This window comes from Brevundimonas sp. Marseille-Q4549 (genome assembly GCF_976940555.1).
Genome location: NZ_CDRHXG010000001.1, coordinates 1321002 through 1334402, shown reverse-complemented (window position 1 = coordinate 1334402; position 13401 = coordinate 1321002). Strand labels below are relative to the sequence as shown.

The window sequence follows — 13401 nt, the reverse complement described above, 5'->3', positions numbered from 1 at the left end:
CGGAATGACGGTCGGTCAACTCGGGGGCGTCCAGAGCGGCATGAACAAGCTGGCGATCCGGCCTGTCGACCAGGCTGAAGTCGAGACGATGAACGCGGCGTCGCAGGCGCCCGCCTGGTCGTGGCTGCCGGACGAGGCGCCCTTGGCCATGCCCGTCCAGTCGCTGGAAGCCCCGGCGGTCGTCTCCCAGACGACGCCCGCCACCTCGCCCCGCGCGGTCGCCCTGCGCCGCTTGACGCTGCTGGCCGGCACCATCGTCCTGACCGCGCTTTCGGCCATCACCCCCTTCTATCTGTACGCCCGCAAGGGTTGGGACGGGACCGAGATGGTCGCGTTCGGCCTGTTCATGGTGCTGATCACCGCCATCTCCTGCTGGTTCGTCAGCGGCCTGATGGGCCTGTTCGTCATGCTGCGCGGCAAGGATCAGGCCGACCTGGCCTTCTCGCCGCATCCGGCCCTGCCGCGCACGCGCACGGCCCTGTTGATGCCGCTGTACAACGAGGACGCCCGCGCTTCCTTCGCGCGCCTGGCCCAGATCGACGCCTCGCTGGCGCGCCTGGGCGCCGCCGACGCCTTCGACATCTTCGTGCTGAGCGACTCGACCAAGGAAGAGGCCGCCGCCGCCGAACTGTCGGTGTTCCAGAGCTTCCGTCAGGGCGCGGGCTGCAAGGCCTATTATCGTCGTCGCCTGCAGAACACCGAACGCAAGGTCGGCAATCTGTCCGACTGGATCCGTCGCTTCGGCGGCGCCTACGAGACCATGATCGTCCTGGACGCCGACAGCACCATGGCCGGCGAGACCCTGCTGCGCATGGTCGACGCCATGGAGCGCAATCCCGGCGTGGGCCTGATCCAGACCGCTCCGGTCATCATCAAGGCCCGCACGATCTTCGCCCGCGTGTCGCAGTATTCGGTGCGCCTGTACGGCCGCGTGGCCGCCGCCGGCCTGGCCTACTGGACCGGTTCGGAGTCGAGCTACTGGGGCCACAACGCCATCATCCGCACGCGCGCCTTCGCCGACTGCTGCGGCCTGCCGCACCTGAAAGGCAGAAAGCCCTTCGGCGGCCACATCCTGAGCCACGACGTGGTCGAGGCCGCCCTGATGCGCCGCGCCGGCTGGGCCGTGCACGTCACCGCCGCCCTGGAAGGCTCGTGGGAAGAGACCCCGCCGTCCGTCACCGACTTCATCCGCCGCGACCACCGCTGGTTCCAGGGCAATCTGCAGCACCTGGGCCTGATCACGGCCAAGGGTCTGTCGCCGATGAGCCGCCTTCAGCTGCTGATGGGCTGCATGGCCTATCTGTCCTCGCCGCTGTGGCTCGCGTCGCTGATGACCGGCCTGTTCATCCAGATGTTCTATCCGGTGGACTGGTCCAGCTTCTTCTACATCCTGAACCCTCAGTTCACGCCCTTCATGCTGGCCTCCTTCCTGTCGGGCGTGCTGCTGATCGGGCCCAAGTTCATGGGCGCCGCCCTGGTGCTGAGCCGCCCGGCCGAACGCCGCGCCTTCGGGGGCGCGCGTTCCATCGCCCGCGGCATGGCCGCCGAGATCGCCCTGTCGGCCATCCTGGCCCCCATCCTGATGGTCGCCAACACCAAGGCCTTCATTCAGATTCTGTCGGGGCACGACGCCGGCTGGACCGCCCAGCAGCGCGACGCCGACGGTCTGGCCTGGTCGGACGCCTTCCGCGCCATGCGTTGGCAGATGATCGCCGGCGTCGGCTTTATCGTGCCGCTGTGCGTCCGTCCGGACCTGGCCACCTGGTTCGCGCCTATCGTCCTGCCGCTGCTGCTGGCCGCGCCGATCAGCGTCTGGACCTCGCGCGTTCGTTCCGGCGACGCCCTGGCCAAGAAGGGCTTTCTGGTCACGCCCGCTCAGGACGGCGTCAGCGTCAATCCGGCCGTGCTGCACACGCCCCGCTCGCCCCTGCGCGCGGTCGCCGGCGGCGTCCTGGCCCCCGTCGTCGCCCCGGCGATGGTCCCTGCCCGGGCCCCCGAACTGTAAAACGATGCGTCGCGGCCACAGGGTCGCGACAACCGTTACAGCCAAGCTCGACGTCGCGCTTCAACTGGATCACCCTGAAAGCTCAGCCTGAGCTGGGGGAATGATTCCATGACCAAGAAGACCGGCGGCGAAGCCAAGCCCGATCTGCGGCTGGTAGGCGTCGAATCCGCTGTTTACGACCTGATGCGTGCGCCCGAAACGACGGCGGAACGGGTCAAACGCCTGCAGCTCGAAGCCCATGCCCTGGCGCTGGAAGAGATCGAGCAGCTAGAGCGCTTGCTGATGCAGGCCGCCGAAAAGGCCAAGGAGATCGCAGCCGGCGGCGACGCCTATCCGGTCGGCGCACGCGAGATCGCCGCCCGTCTGGCCGCCGATCTGCCGACCAAGGCCGAAACCATCAGAACCATCGTCGGTCGCGTCGGCTGAGACTCGATCCACCGAGACGCGCCCGCGTCTGGGCCCGCGTCTGGGCCCGCGTCTGGGCCCGCGTCTGGGCCCGCGTCTGGGCCCGCGTCTGGGATCGTCACGGCGACTTGGCGCCAACCCGAGGCCGATATGTCGATCGAAAGCCCGAACGAGGCGTCTTGCAGCCTCAAGCCAGGACGTCGGCATAGTCGGCATGCCGCCGGAACCAGGCCACTGCATAGCTGCAGCGCGGGACCAGCTTCAGCCCATCCTGGCGCGCATGATCGGCCAGAGCCTGCATGAACCGGCCCGCCGCCCCCGAGCCACGCAGAGACGGCTCGGCCTCGACATGCAGGATGAAATGGACGCCGTCGCGCACGGCGTAATCGGCCCAGACCTGGCCCGCGCCGTTTTCGCCCTCGAAGTCCTGAACGAACCGTTGATCCGTCCTGTCGTCCCTGAGATCGCCCATCGTCGCCTCCTTAATCGTCATTTCGGAGAATAAGGCGACCGGGCGGCCTTCGTTCCTAGAACAGCCAGCTGCGCGGATGGGGGATGGGCTTGCCGCTCTTCAGCCGTAGCACCCCATAGGCCCCGCGCGCCAGCAGCCAGACCGCCAGAAAGAACAGGACCACCACGCCGATATTGACCACGACCAACAGGGCGCCGATCACCGCGCCGACGGCCGCGCCCCACAGCGTCCGCTGCTGATAGGCGAAGTGGCTGGCGGCCATGGGGTCGCGCGGGCCGTCGCGCCCGGTGACAGCGGCAAGGCCCGCCAGGGCCGCGACGCCCAGCGTCGGCACCGCCAGCAGGATCAAGACATAGACGGCGAACACGCTCATCGGCGCCGCGACCGGGGGCGCGGGTTCGGGGTCGAGGGCCGAACGAATATTGGAGCGGTCATACGAACGCGCGGCGGATGCGGACACATCCTGCGGCGTCGTGAACACGTGTGGCGTCACGGGTCTGGAGGTGTCGAACCGGGCCGTCGGCGTCGTCGGCTCGGTCCGGTCGAACGGGCCCGGCGCCGGCGGATCGAACAGGTCCAGCTCGGCCTCTGGCTCCGGTTCAGATTCTGCGGGCCGGGGCCGCAGCCGGCCGGTCAACGACGCCGGAGAGACGAAACCGACCAGGGCGTCGGGGTCGTCCCCCGCCGGGCGGTGGGGATCGTCGCGGGACGGGCCTTTCGGATCGCCGGTTTCGGCCATGGAGTTCGAACGCTTCTCTCACGCCGCGCCAGGCGGCAGGACTCACCGGCGGACAATGGCCGCCCGGCCGGATCGACGCAACCGTGCGCGCGGCGTCAGCGCGCCAGAACGATCTCGCAGCCGGGCGCCGCGACCGCGTTCAGCGCGCCTGGCTTTTCGATCCGCACCGTCGCCCGCCGCACCCGTCCGTCCTCCAGACAGGCCCGCGCCAGTCGTTCGGCGAAGGTCTCCACCAACCCCACATGCCCCTCGGCGGCGATGGCGCGCGCAGCCTCGGCCACCGTCTCATAATTTATGGTGTCGCCCAATTTTTCGATGGGCCGAGGCTCGAGCGCCAAGGTCACGTCGATCACCAGCCGCTGCAGCCGGCCCTGTTCGTGATCGTAGACGCCGATGCCCGCCTCGACCTCCAGCCCGCGCACGAAGACGTCCAGACGCTCGAACCGCACCGGCTCCTCGGCCGGAAACGGCGTCGCGGGGGATGGGGATGTCACGCAGGGCTACTCCAGAATGTCGGGCGTGCGCCAGGCCAGGTGCTGGCCGCCATCGACGGCGATCATCTGGCCCGTGACCATGCGGGCGTCAATCAGCCACAGCACGGCCTCGGCCACCGCCTCCGGGCTGCCGGGCCGTTCCAGCAGGGTGGCCGTCGCCTCGGCGGCGAACTCCTCGGGCGTCTGATGGATGGACGGCAGGGTCGGCCCCGGCCCCACCCCGTTGACGCGGACGCCCGGCGCCAGCGCCTGGGCCAGGGTCCGGGTCGCCCACCAGAGGGCGTTGCGCGACAGGCTGTAGGTGAAGAAGCGCGGGTCCGGCTTCAGCACCTTCTGATCCAGCAGATTGACGATGACCCCCTCCGACGCCTGGGCGGCGAAGGCCTCGGCCAGCACGATAGGCGCCCGCAGATTGGTCTCGATATGTTTGTCCCAGCTTTCGCGCGTCAGGCCGCCGATGCGGTCGTCCTCGAACACCGAGGCGTTGTTGACCAGGACCGTCACCGGCCCCAGCGCCTCGGCTGCCTCGCCGACCAGGGCGCGCACCCGCGCCTCGTCCCTCAGGTCGGCCTGCAACAAACAGGTGCGCCGTCCCAAAGACGCGATCTCGTCCGCCAGGTTCCGAGCATCGTCGCCCGACGCATGGTGGTGGATCGCCACGTCGAACCCGGCCTCGGCCAGCCTCAGACAAATGGCCCGCCCGATCCTGCGCGCCCCGCCCGTGACCAGGGCGACGCCGCGCACCGAGACGGCCGTCGGTTCAGTCAACCCGACCGAACTCATAGAAGTTGATGGCCGCGATGACGGCGATGAAGCCGAAGATGATGCCGAGAGCCAGCATGGGATGCTCCTGTTATGCCCTCTCGATAAAGCGGCGCGCCCCGCTGTTCAAGCGCGCGAGGCGGCGTCATGCTGACCGTCATGAACAACTGGCGCATCCACGTCGAACCCTTCACCCGCCCTCTCTTCTTCGCCTGGTCGCGGCTGACGCGGGGCAAGACGCTGGGGGTGCGGGCGGTGGCGGTGGACGGCGAGGGGCGGGTTCTGCTGGTGAAGCACACCTATCTGGCGGGCTGGTGGCTGCCCGGCGGCGGGGTGGATCGGGGCGAAACGACCCAGGCGGCCGTAGTGCGCGAACTGCGCGAGGAAGCCGGGGTGATCGCGCGCGGAGAGCCGGTCCTGCTGTCGCTGCATTCGAACGAGCGGTTCTTTCCGGGCGACCATGTGGCGGTGTTCCGGATCGACGCCTTCGACCAGGGGCCGCGCGCCAGCCAGGGCGAGATCGCGGAGATCGGCTGGTTTCACCCCTCCGCCCTGCCCGACGACGCTCATCGCAGCACCCGTGCGCGCCTGGCCGAAATCTTCGACGCCGCCCCGGTTTCCCACGCCTGGTGAGACGGAAAACGCCCCGGCGGCGCGTTTCAGAACGGTCAAGCCCGTTCGGAAGGATCGCCCCATGCTCGTCTCGCGTCGCCTGGCCCTGATCGGTCTGGCCCTCAGCGCCGCCTTGCCAGGCCACGCCCTGGCCCAGACACGCGGCGATGGGCGACGTCGTCGGACGGCGTCTGGGAGTCCGGCCGTCGCGCCCACCCACACCTTCGCCTTCGGTTCAGATCCGCTTCAGGCCTATGACCTCTATGCGGACAGAGGGACCGGGCCGATCCTGATGTTCGTGCACGGCGGGGGCTGGTCGCGGGGCGAACGGACCATGGTCGCCGCCCTGCCCGACTACGCCCGGCGACATGGCCTGACCCTGGCCTCGACCAGCTACCGGCTGGCGCCCGCCGTCAGCGCGCGCGAGTCGGCCCTGGACGTCGCCGCCGCCGTCGCCGATTTGAAGCATCGCCTGCCCGGTCGGCCGATCTATCTTCTGGGCCATTCGGCCGGCGCCCACTTGGCCGCCCTGGTCGGGGTCGATCCCGACTATCTGGGCGCGGTCGGGCTTAAGCCGTCCGACCTGGCGGGGGTGATCCTGCTGGACGGCGCCGGCTATGACGCCACGGCCCCGCGCGGGACCGGCCCTATCAATCAGTGGCTGGGTCGGACTTACGATCAGGCGTTCGGCGATCAGGCCGCCGCCTTGTCGCCCACCCTTCGCATTCGATCCGGCGTGACCTATCCGCCCTTTCTCATTTTCCACGTCGCCCGTCGTCAGGATTCGACGGCGCAAAGCCGCGGCCTGGCCGAAGCTTTGGTGCGCGCCGGCGGCCACGCCGAGGTCGTGCCGGCCCCGAACGACAGCCACATGACCATAAAGCGCGACTTCGGCGTCGCCGGCGATCCGGAGGGCGAACGCGCCGCCCGCTTCATCCTGGGCTAGCAAACGGTCGTGACCGTGCTAGCCAAGGGACATGAACCCGTCGCTGATCGCCATCCTCGTCGTCGTCCTGGCCGGGGGCGCCACCGCCCTTCAGGCGCCGACCAACGCCAGGTTGGCGACGGCCGTGGCCTCGCCGGTCAATGCGGCCCTCGTCTCCTTCGCTGTCGGGACCGTGGCCCTTGGCGTGGTCGCGGCGATCCTGCACGCCCGCCCGGATGTCGCTGCGACCCGCGCCCTGCCCTGGTACGCTTGGCTAGGCGGGGCCTACGGCGCCTGTTTCGTGGTCGCCGCCGCCTGGGGCGTGCCGCGCCTTGGGGTGGCCATGACCATCACCCTGATGGTGGGCGGCCAGCTTCTGATCAGCCTGGCGCTGGACCACTTCGGCGTTCTGGGGGTGCCGCAACAACCGCTGAGCCTGGGCCGGATCGCCGGCGTCGGACTGGTGCTGGCGGGCGTCCTTCTGGTTCGCCGGTCCTGACCCTATATCCGGGCGGATGACCGAGGCGACGCCCGATTCGAAATTGACCGCCGCCGCGCTGATCGCCGACGAGGCGCGGCGCGCGCCCGACAAGCCGGGCGTCTATCGCATGTATGGCGAGGACGGATCGTGCCTCTATGTCGGCAAGGCCCGCAGCCTGAAGAAGCGCATCGTCCAGTACGCCCAGGGCCGCTTCCACACCCAGCGCATCGGCCTGATGGTGGCCCAGACCCGGTCGATGGAGCTGGTGGTCACGGCGTCCGAGACCGAGGCCCTGCTGCTGGAATCCAACTTCATCAAGAAGCTGAAGCCGCGCTTCAACGTCGTGCTGCGCGACGACAAGTCCTTCGCCGAACTGATGATCCGCAGCGACCACCGCGCCCCCCAGATCCGAAAGCATCGCGGCGCCCACACCACGCCCGGCCAGTATTTCGGCCCCTTCGCCTCGACCTGGGCGGTCAACCGGACGCTGAACACCCTGCAGAAGGCCTTCCTGCTGCGGTCCTGTTCGGACAGCGTCTATGAGACCCGCACCCGCCCCTGCATGCTGCATCAGATCAAGCGCTGCTCGGCGCCCTGCACCGGCCTGATCTCGCTGGAGGACTACGGCGAACTGGTGGACGAGGCCGAGGCCTTCCTGCGCGGCAAGTCGCGCGCCGTCATCGGCCGCCTGTCGGGCGAGATGCAGGCCGCGTCGGACGCCATGGACTTCGAACAGGCCGCCCGCGTGCGCGACCGCATCCGGGCGCTGTCGGCCATATCGATGGAGAACTCGGTCAGCGCCGACAGCGTGGCGGAAGGCGACGTCTTCGCCCTGCATTCCGACGGCGGCCAAGCCTGCGTCCAGGTCTTCTTCTACCGCGCGGGCCAGAACTGGGGCGGCCGCGCCTATTTCCCGCGCGTGGACAAGTCCGACACCGACCCAGAGATTCTGGCCGCCTTCCTGGGCCAGTTCTACGAGGACAAGCCCATCCCGCGCCTGATCCTGTCCAACGTCCGCCCGCACGAGCTGGAACTGCTGGAAGAAGCCTTCTCGATGAAGGCGGATCGCAAGGTCGAGATCGTCCGCCCGAGGCGCGGCGAGAAGCTGGCCCTGGTCGACCACGCCCTGACCAATGCGCGCGAGGCCCTGGGCCGCCGCCTGGCCGAAAGCTCGGCCCAGGGCAAGATTCTGGACGAGGTGTGCGAGGCCTTCGGACTGGAGAGCCGACCCGAGCGGATCGAGATCTACGACAACGCTCACATTCAAGGCACGAATGCTGTGGGCGGCATGGTCGTCGCCGGCCCCGAGGGCTTCCAGAAGTCCCAGTATCGCAAGTTCAACATCCGGGGCGAAGACCTGACGCCCGGCGACGACTACGGCATGATGCGCGAGGTGATGCGTCGCCGCTTCGCCCGTCTGATCAAGGACGAGGAAGAGGGCGAAGACGTCGTCCGCCCCGACCTGTTGCTGATCGACGGCGGCGCGGGGCAGTTGGCCGAGGTGCTGGCCGTCATGGCCGAAATGGGGGTGGACGACATCGCCGTGGTCGGCGTGGCCAAGGGGCCGGATCGCGATGCGGGCATGGAGAAGTTCTTCATGCCCGGCAAGGCCCCCTTCATGCTGCCGCTGAAGTCGCCGGCCCTCTACTATCTGCAACGGCTGCGCGACGAGGCCCACCGCTTCGCCAACGGCGCCCACGCCAAGCGCCGCTCGATGGACATCAAGAAGAACCCGCTGGACGAGATCGAAGGCGTCGGTCCCGGCCGCAAGAAGGCCCTGCTCCACGCCTTCGGCTCCGCCAAGGGCGTCAGCCGCGCCTCCGTGGTCGATCTGGTCAAGGTCGACGGCGTCAGCCAGCCCCTGGCCGAACGCATCCACGCCTTCTTCCGAAAAGCGTGAGCCGACGGTAAGGAAGCGCCATGAGCGACACCGAAGACGAACTGACCGCCGGCTATCACCGCTTTCGCGCCGATCACTGGCCCACGGCGCGCGCCGACTATGAGGTCCTGGCCACCAAGGGCCAAAAGCCCCACACCTTGATCGTGGCCTGTTCGGACAGTCGCGCCGATCCGGCCCTGATCTTCGACGCGAAGCCGGGCGAACTGTTCGTGGTGCGCAACGTCGCCAATCTGGTCCCGCCCTATGAACCCGACGGCAAGCTGCACGGCGTCTCGGCCGCGCTGGAATTCGGGGTCAAGGTGTTGGGCGTCAAGCGGATCGTCGTCATGGGTCACGCCCACTGCGGCGGCGTCAACGCCATGATCAACGGCGCGCCCGAGATCGTCTCCGACTTCGTCGCTCCCTGGATCGCGCAGGGGGCGCCCGTGGTGCGTCACGTCGCCGAAACGGTCGAACCCCACGAAGTGGACCGCGCCGCCGAAGAGGCCATCGTACGACTGTCCATCAGAAACCTGCGCACCTTTCCCTGGATCGCCGAACGCGAACAGGCGGGCCGGTTGATCCTCAGTGGCCTGCATTTCGGCATCGCCGACGGCGTCCTGCGCGCCCTGACCGACAAGCCCCGGTTCGAACCGCTGGACTGACGTTCGGCCCGGCCGTTGGCCTCAAGGCCGAACCATGCCACACCCGGGGCGTTGCAACGGACATGACGATGACCACCGCCCACCGCGCCAATCCGATCCCCAATATCCTGACGGGCATCCGCCTGTTCGCGGGGGTGGTGATGTTCGCCATGATGGCGGGGGCCGCGCCCGGCGCGCTGGACGCCTGGCTGTCGCCGGACGCCCAGTTGCAATTCGGGGTCTGGGCCTTCTGGATATTCGTCATCGCCGCGTCCACCGACTGGGTCGATGGTTTCCTGGCGCGCCGCTGGAACGCGACGACGCGCTGGGGCGCCATTCTGGACCCCATCGCCGACAAGGTCCTGATCACGGGGGCCATCCTGGGCGTCCTGGCCTCGGGCTCCCTGCCGGGCATCGCCCTGCCCTGCGGCCTGATTCTGTTCCGCGAGTTCGCCGTCTCGGCCCTGCGCGAAACCATGGCCGGGCGCATCGAACTGCCCGTCACTCTGGCCGCCAAATGGAAGACGACCGTGCAGATGGTGGCCCTGGCGGCGCTGCAACTGACCCTGTTGTGGAGCGCCTTCGGCCTGCAGAACGAGGACGGGTCGCCCCTGTCGTGGCAGCCGGCGTTCGAATCCTTCGCGGTCTTCCTGATCTGGTTCGCCGCGGTCATCACCCTGTGGACCGGCTGGCAGTATTTCCGCGAAGCCCGCCGTCAGATGCAAGACCTCTGAGCGTAAGCCTTCGCGCTCAGGGCTTCAGCGTCAGGCCGCGCGGCGTCGCCTCGAAGGCCGACAACCGGCCCAGATAGCTCATGCCCAGCAGGGAATAGGCCAGGCCGTCCTCGACCACCAGGGCCTGGACCTTCTCCACCCGCGCACCTGCGACCGACACGGCGCCCAGTTCGACCGGCGCGGCGCGGGCCACGCCCGACGCGGTCTGGACGCGGCCGGTGAACTCCTCCGGCCTGGGGTCCAGTCCCAATCGCAGGGCGTCGGCGCGCGTCAGGGCGACCACGCTGGCGCCCGTATCGACCAAAACCCTGACCGCCCGGCCGTCTATGGCCGCCTGGGCCCAATAATGACCGTCCGCCGCCTTGACCACCTGGGCCGTCGCGCCCGAAGCAGGAGCCGAGACCGTCGCCACGGCGGGCGTCGTGAAGGGTGCGGCCTGGGCGGCGTCGCCCCCGCCCAGATGACGGATCGTCAGGGCCGTGACCAGGGACGCCAGGACGGCGGCGCTGAAGACGGCGGCGGACTGAAGGTCGATGCGGATCATGCCCCGGTCGTAACCGCCTTGGATTGGGATGCGGTGAAACGACTTGGCTGATGAAACCTTAAGCCGGCCCCAGCTTGGCCGGATCGATCCGCGACCGCCGTGAGGGCAGTTCGGCCATGATGCGCGCCCGCTCGTCATCCCCCAGGGCGCGCCAGCCGGCGATCTCTTTCAGGCTGCGAAAACAGCCCAGGCACAGGCCGCTCTCTCCATCCACGGCGCACACCATGACGCAGGGGGTCGCGATCGCCTTGGGCGGGCCGGGCGGTGAAACGGGGACGCTCACTGTGACACAGTCACGAAATTTACTCCGAAAACGGATGGATAAATTTGCAAATTCACGAAATCGTCTTATAGTCATACCTGACGCGAAACGACTGAGGGTGGAATCCCCATTGGTACGACGCGTCTCTTTTCATCGTTCTGCGAAAGGAGACGCCAAGATGAACGACAAGGAGCGCAACCTCCAGCACGCCATGATGTCCTTCGCCCTGTGGGGCGGGATGCTGGTGAACAGTCGGCAGATGCCGTCGAACTCTGGCCGGGTAGTCAGCCATCCGTCCAACTTCGTACCCTATACGATCAAGAAACGCTGACCGCTCTTGGGGGCAGCCAGCCTGAAAAAGCCCCGGTTTCGCCGGGGCTTTTGCAATTCCGGCTTGCCTGACGCCGCGTCCGGGGTCGATGACGCGTCCAGCAGGGGAGATGATGCATGGGCCTGATCGCCGAAGACCGGAAGGGCGCGATCCTGATCTGGACGCTGGATCGGGAGGCGCGGCTGAACGCCCTGCCGGACCCCGAGGACGGCGACGCCTTCGCCCAGGCCTGCGCCCGCGCTAATGCGGACATGACGGTGAAATGCGTGGTGCTGACTGGGGCCGGCCGCGCCTTTTCCGCCGGCGGCGACCTGACCGCCATGCGGGATCGCCGCGACCTGTTCGCCGGATCGGGAGCCGAGATTCGCACCCGTTACCGCCGGGTGGTGCATCGCATCGTCCGGTCGCTCTATGATCTGGAGATTCCGCTGGTTTCGGCCGTCAACGGCCCGGCCATCGGCCTGGGCTGCGGCATCGCCGCCACGGCCGACATCCGCATCGCCTCGGACCGCGCCAGTTTCGGCGTGCCCTTCCTGAAGCTCGGCATCATTCCCGGCGACGGCGGCGCCTGGCGCTTGCCGCGCGACGTCGGCTACGCCCGCGCCGCCGAAATGCTGTTCACCGGCCGCAGCATTGACGCCGAAACGGCGGCCGACTGGGGCCTGGTCAATCGCGTGGTCCCGCATGAGCGATTGATGGACGAGGCCCTGGACACCGCCAGCCAGATCGCCGTCCAGCCCGCCCAGGCGCTGCGTATGGCCAAGACCCTGATGCGCCAGGGCCGTGACCAGACCTTCGAACAGATTCTGGAACTCTCGGCCGCCCTCCAGGCCCTGGCCCACCAGACCGAGGACCATCAGGAAGGCGTCGCCGCCGTCCTGGAAAAACGCCCGCCTCAATTCGAAGGACGCTGATCGGTCGGACGAAGGCCGAAGGTCAGGACGAACAGGGCCAGACACACCAGGCTGCCGGCCGCCAGGGCGACGTAGGGCGACACATCCATCGCCACGGCGTAGGCCAAGGGCGCCGCCGCCTGAAAATATCGCGCCGGAGTCAGCAGCAGGGCCTGGCGTCGAGCGTAACGATCCGGCCCGAATACGGTCAGGGGCAGAACGCCCGACGCCACCGACAGAAGCCCGTTGCCCAGACCCTGGCCGATCGCCACGGCGGGCGCGGCCATGGGCCCGGCGACGCTGGCGATCGCAGCGCCCGCGGGATGCAGCAGCGCGGCGGCGCGCGCCCTCAGTATCGGATGCGACCGATGCAGCACCGTCAGGTCGATCAGGCGTGCGGCGATGGCGCTGGCGGCCATGAGGCCGGCGACCCAGGCGGCGGTCGCAGCATCCAAACCCAGATCGCTCAACAGGCGGGGCAGATGTGCGCCCATGGCGGTGGATACAGCCCAGGCTCCGGCGAAGAAGGCCGCCAGGCGGATCATGGCGGGGCACCAACGCACCGGCTCATTGACCGACTTGATGGTCGGACTCGCAGCCCTGCGCGGCAAAAGGAAAAGCGCGACGGGCATGCAGACAACGGCCTGAACCACGCCCCAAAAGGCGAAGGCGCCGCGCCAGCCGACGACGTCCAGAACCGCCCGGCTGATCGGCCACCCCAAGGCTCCGCCCAGAGCACCCAGCAGCGACACGGCGGCGATGGCCCGACGCGCGCCTTGCCCCTGCATCTCCACCACGATGGCGAAGGCGGTTCCATAAAGGCCGCCGCTCATGCCGACCCCCAGCAGGACGACGCCTAGACAAAGGACCGGAACATTCGGAGCCAAGGCCAGGACGCCAAGCGCCAGGGCGAAGGCCAGGCGGGAGACAGCCAGAACCCGCGCGCCGCCGAACCGTTCGACGCACCGCCCGGCCAGGGGCGTCAGGACCGCAGAGATAAGGAAGGCGACGGACAGGGCCAGAAACAGCGGCTGCGTTCCCATGCTCATCGCCCGGGCAGCCGGATCGGCCATGACGCCCAGCAGATAGTAGCTGGAGGCGAAGTTGATCGCCTGACCCAGGCCCAACAGCGGAACGGCGAAGCGCGACGATGACATCCCCCGCCGATGCCCACCTTGCCGAAGGGCCGAAAGCGACATATCCGAACGCCCATGTGCGA

The 13401-nt window shown here is 68.6% G+C and carries 17 protein-coding genes; 10 read left to right on the top strand and 7 right to left on the bottom strand.

What is annotated here, in order from left to right:
• Positions 1 to 40 precede the first annotated feature (40 nt).
• Together mdoH and ACWPV3_RS06615 are read left to right on the top strand one after the other, a co-directional pair.
• The gene (gene mdoH / locus ACWPV3_RS06620; RefSeq protein WP_453977303.1) at positions 41 to 2005 is read left to right on the top strand and encodes a glucans biosynthesis glucosyltransferase MdoH; all 1965 of its coding nucleotides are present in this window, start codon (positions 41 to 43) and stop codon (positions 2003 to 2005) included.
• A gap of 108 nt (positions 2006 to 2113) precedes the next feature.
• Positions 2114 to 2431, top strand: coding sequence for a hypothetical protein (locus ACWPV3_RS06615; RefSeq protein ID WP_312733865.1), 318 nt, complete (start codon positions 2114 to 2116; stop codon positions 2429 to 2431).
• Positions 2432 to 2597: 166 nt separating this feature from the next.
• On the opposite strand, the gene ACWPV3_RS06610 is transcribed toward ACWPV3_RS06615, so the two are convergent.
• The 4 genes from ACWPV3_RS06610 to ACWPV3_RS06595 all read right to left on the bottom strand — a co-directional run bounded on the left by ACWPV3_RS06610 (position 2598) and on the right by ACWPV3_RS06595 (position 4883).
• Complete coding sequence (locus ACWPV3_RS06610) at positions 2598 to 2882, bottom strand: GNAT family N-acetyltransferase (protein ID WP_453977302.1); 285 nt, start codon at positions 2880 to 2882, stop codon at positions 2598 to 2600.
• Positions 2883 to 2937: 55 nt separating this feature from the next.
• On the bottom strand, positions 2938 to 3621 hold the full coding sequence (locus ACWPV3_RS06605; RefSeq protein ID WP_453977301.1) for a hypothetical protein: 684 nt from the start codon (positions 3619 to 3621) through the stop codon (positions 2938 to 2940).
• A gap of 95 nt (positions 3622 to 3716) precedes the next feature.
• Positions 3717 to 4115, bottom strand: a complete 399-nt coding sequence (gene folB, locus ACWPV3_RS06600; protein WP_409411714.1) for a dihydroneopterin aldolase — start codon at positions 4113 to 4115, stop codon at positions 3717 to 3719.
• Positions 4116 to 4121: 6 nt separating this feature from the next.
• The gene (locus tag ACWPV3_RS06595) at positions 4122 to 4883 is read right to left on the bottom strand and encodes an SDR family oxidoreductase (RefSeq protein ID WP_453977300.1); all 762 of its coding nucleotides are present in this window, start codon (positions 4881 to 4883) and stop codon (positions 4122 to 4124) included.
• A 141-nt stretch (positions 4884 to 5024) separates the two neighbouring features.
• Between ACWPV3_RS06595 and ACWPV3_RS06590 the strand changes: the two genes are divergently transcribed.
• The 6 genes from ACWPV3_RS06590 (at position 5025) to pgsA (ending at position 10152) form a co-directional block, all read left to right on the top strand.
• Entirely contained in the window at positions 5025 to 5510 is a 486-nt protein-coding gene (locus ACWPV3_RS06590) for an NUDIX domain-containing protein (RefSeq protein WP_312733869.1), read from the top strand.
• A 61-nt stretch (positions 5511 to 5571) separates the two neighbouring features.
• Positions 5572 to 6435 (top strand): alpha/beta hydrolase, encoded by an 864-nt coding sequence (locus ACWPV3_RS06585; protein ID WP_453977298.1) that lies wholly within the window; start codon positions 5572 to 5574, stop codon positions 6433 to 6435.
• Positions 6436 to 6466: 31 nt separating this feature from the next.
• Positions 6467 to 6913 carry a DMT family transporter gene (locus ACWPV3_RS06580; RefSeq protein ID WP_453977297.1) on the top strand — a complete coding sequence of 149 codons (447 nt, stop codon included), beginning with the start codon at positions 6467 to 6469 and terminating at the stop codon, positions 6911 to 6913.
• A gap of 16 nt (positions 6914 to 6929) precedes the next feature.
• The gene (gene uvrC / locus ACWPV3_RS06575; protein WP_453977296.1) at positions 6930 to 8795 is read left to right on the top strand and encodes an excinuclease ABC subunit UvrC; all 1866 of its coding nucleotides are present in this window, start codon (positions 6930 to 6932) and stop codon (positions 8793 to 8795) included.
• A 20-nt stretch (positions 8796 to 8815) separates the two neighbouring features.
• Positions 8816 to 9439, top strand: a complete 624-nt coding sequence (locus tag ACWPV3_RS06570; RefSeq protein ID WP_292086343.1) for a carbonic anhydrase — start codon at positions 8816 to 8818, stop codon at positions 9437 to 9439.
• Positions 9440 to 9507: 68 nt separating this feature from the next.
• Positions 9508 to 10152, top strand: a complete 645-nt coding sequence (gene pgsA, locus ACWPV3_RS06565) for a CDP-diacylglycerol--glycerol-3-phosphate 3-phosphatidyltransferase (RefSeq protein WP_453977295.1) — start codon at positions 9508 to 9510, stop codon at positions 10150 to 10152.
• Positions 10153 to 10168: 16 nt separating this feature from the next.
• Here the strand turns inward: pgsA and ACWPV3_RS06560 are convergent, their stop codons facing one another.
• Positions 10169 to 10696 carry a retropepsin-like aspartic protease family protein gene (locus ACWPV3_RS06560; RefSeq protein ID WP_292086341.1) on the bottom strand — a complete coding sequence of 176 codons (528 nt, stop codon included), beginning with the start codon at positions 10694 to 10696 and terminating at the stop codon, positions 10169 to 10171.
• Positions 10697 to 10754: 58 nt separating this feature from the next.
• On the bottom strand, positions 10755 to 10979 hold the full coding sequence (locus tag ACWPV3_RS06555; RefSeq protein WP_409516239.1) for a DUF1289 domain-containing protein: 225 nt from the start codon (positions 10977 to 10979) through the stop codon (positions 10755 to 10757).
• Positions 10980 to 11136: 157 nt separating this feature from the next.
• On the opposite strand from ACWPV3_RS06555, the gene ACWPV3_RS06550 reads away from it, so the two are divergent.
• Both ACWPV3_RS06550 and ACWPV3_RS06545 read left to right on the top strand, forming a co-directional pair.
• Positions 11137 to 11289, top strand: a complete 153-nt coding sequence (locus ACWPV3_RS06550; RefSeq protein ID WP_292086338.1) for a hypothetical protein — start codon at positions 11137 to 11139, stop codon at positions 11287 to 11289.
• 116 nt (positions 11290 to 11405) lie between these two features.
• Positions 11406 to 12203, top strand: coding sequence for a crotonase/enoyl-CoA hydratase family protein (locus ACWPV3_RS06545; RefSeq protein ID WP_313454423.1), 798 nt, complete (start codon positions 11406 to 11408; stop codon positions 12201 to 12203).
• Here the strand turns inward: ACWPV3_RS06545 and ACWPV3_RS06540 are convergent.
• Entirely contained in the window at positions 12185 to 13339 is a 1155-nt protein-coding gene (locus tag ACWPV3_RS06540) for an MFS transporter (protein WP_453977294.1), read from the bottom strand. The two genes, ACWPV3_RS06545 and ACWPV3_RS06540, sit on opposite strands and share 19 nt — an antisense overlap.
• Between the last annotated feature and the right edge of the window lie 62 nt (positions 13340 to 13401).

Coding starts and splice junctions, on each gene's coding strand:
- ACWPV3_RS06550 (WP_292086338.1), top strand. CDS start 11,137: ATGAACGACAAGGAGCGCAACCTCCAGCACGCCATGATGTCCTTCGCC.
- uvrC (WP_453977296.1), top strand. CDS start 6,930: ATGACCGAGGCGACGCCCGATTCGAAATTGACCGCCGCCGCGCTGATC.
- ACWPV3_RS06580 (WP_453977297.1), top strand. CDS start 6,467: ATGAACCCGTCGCTGATCGCCATCCTCGTCGTCGTCCTGGCCGGGGGC.
- ACWPV3_RS06560 (WP_292086341.1), bottom strand. CDS start 10,696: ATGATCCGCATCGACCTTCAGTCCGCCGCCGTCTTCAGCGCCGCCGTC.
- pgsA (WP_453977295.1), top strand. CDS start 9,508: ATGACCACCGCCCACCGCGCCAATCCGATCCCCAATATCCTGACGGGC.
- ACWPV3_RS06545 (WP_313454423.1), top strand. CDS start 11,406: ATGGGCCTGATCGCCGAAGACCGGAAGGGCGCGATCCTGATCTGGACG.
- ACWPV3_RS06605 (WP_453977301.1), bottom strand. CDS start 3,621: ATGGCCGAAACCGGCGATCCGAAAGGCCCGTCCCGCGACGATCCCCAC.
- ACWPV3_RS06540 (WP_453977294.1), bottom strand. CDS start 13,339: ATGTCATCGTCGCGCTTCGCCGTTCCGCTGTTGGGCCTGGGTCAGGCG.
- mdoH (WP_453977303.1), top strand. CDS start 41: ATGAACAAGCTGGCGATCCGGCCTGTCGACCAGGCTGAAGTCGAGACG.
- ACWPV3_RS06590 (WP_312733869.1), top strand. CDS start 5,025: ATGCTGACCGTCATGAACAACTGGCGCATCCACGTCGAACCCTTCACC.
- ACWPV3_RS06570 (WP_292086343.1), top strand. CDS start 8,816: ATGAGCGACACCGAAGACGAACTGACCGCCGGCTATCACCGCTTTCGC.
- ACWPV3_RS06610 (WP_453977302.1), bottom strand. CDS start 2,882: ATGGGCGATCTCAGGGACGACAGGACGGATCAACGGTTCGTTCAGGAC.
- ACWPV3_RS06615 (WP_312733865.1), top strand. CDS start 2,114: ATGACCAAGAAGACCGGCGGCGAAGCCAAGCCCGATCTGCGGCTGGTA.
- ACWPV3_RS06585 (WP_453977298.1), top strand. CDS start 5,572: ATGCTCGTCTCGCGTCGCCTGGCCCTGATCGGTCTGGCCCTCAGCGCC.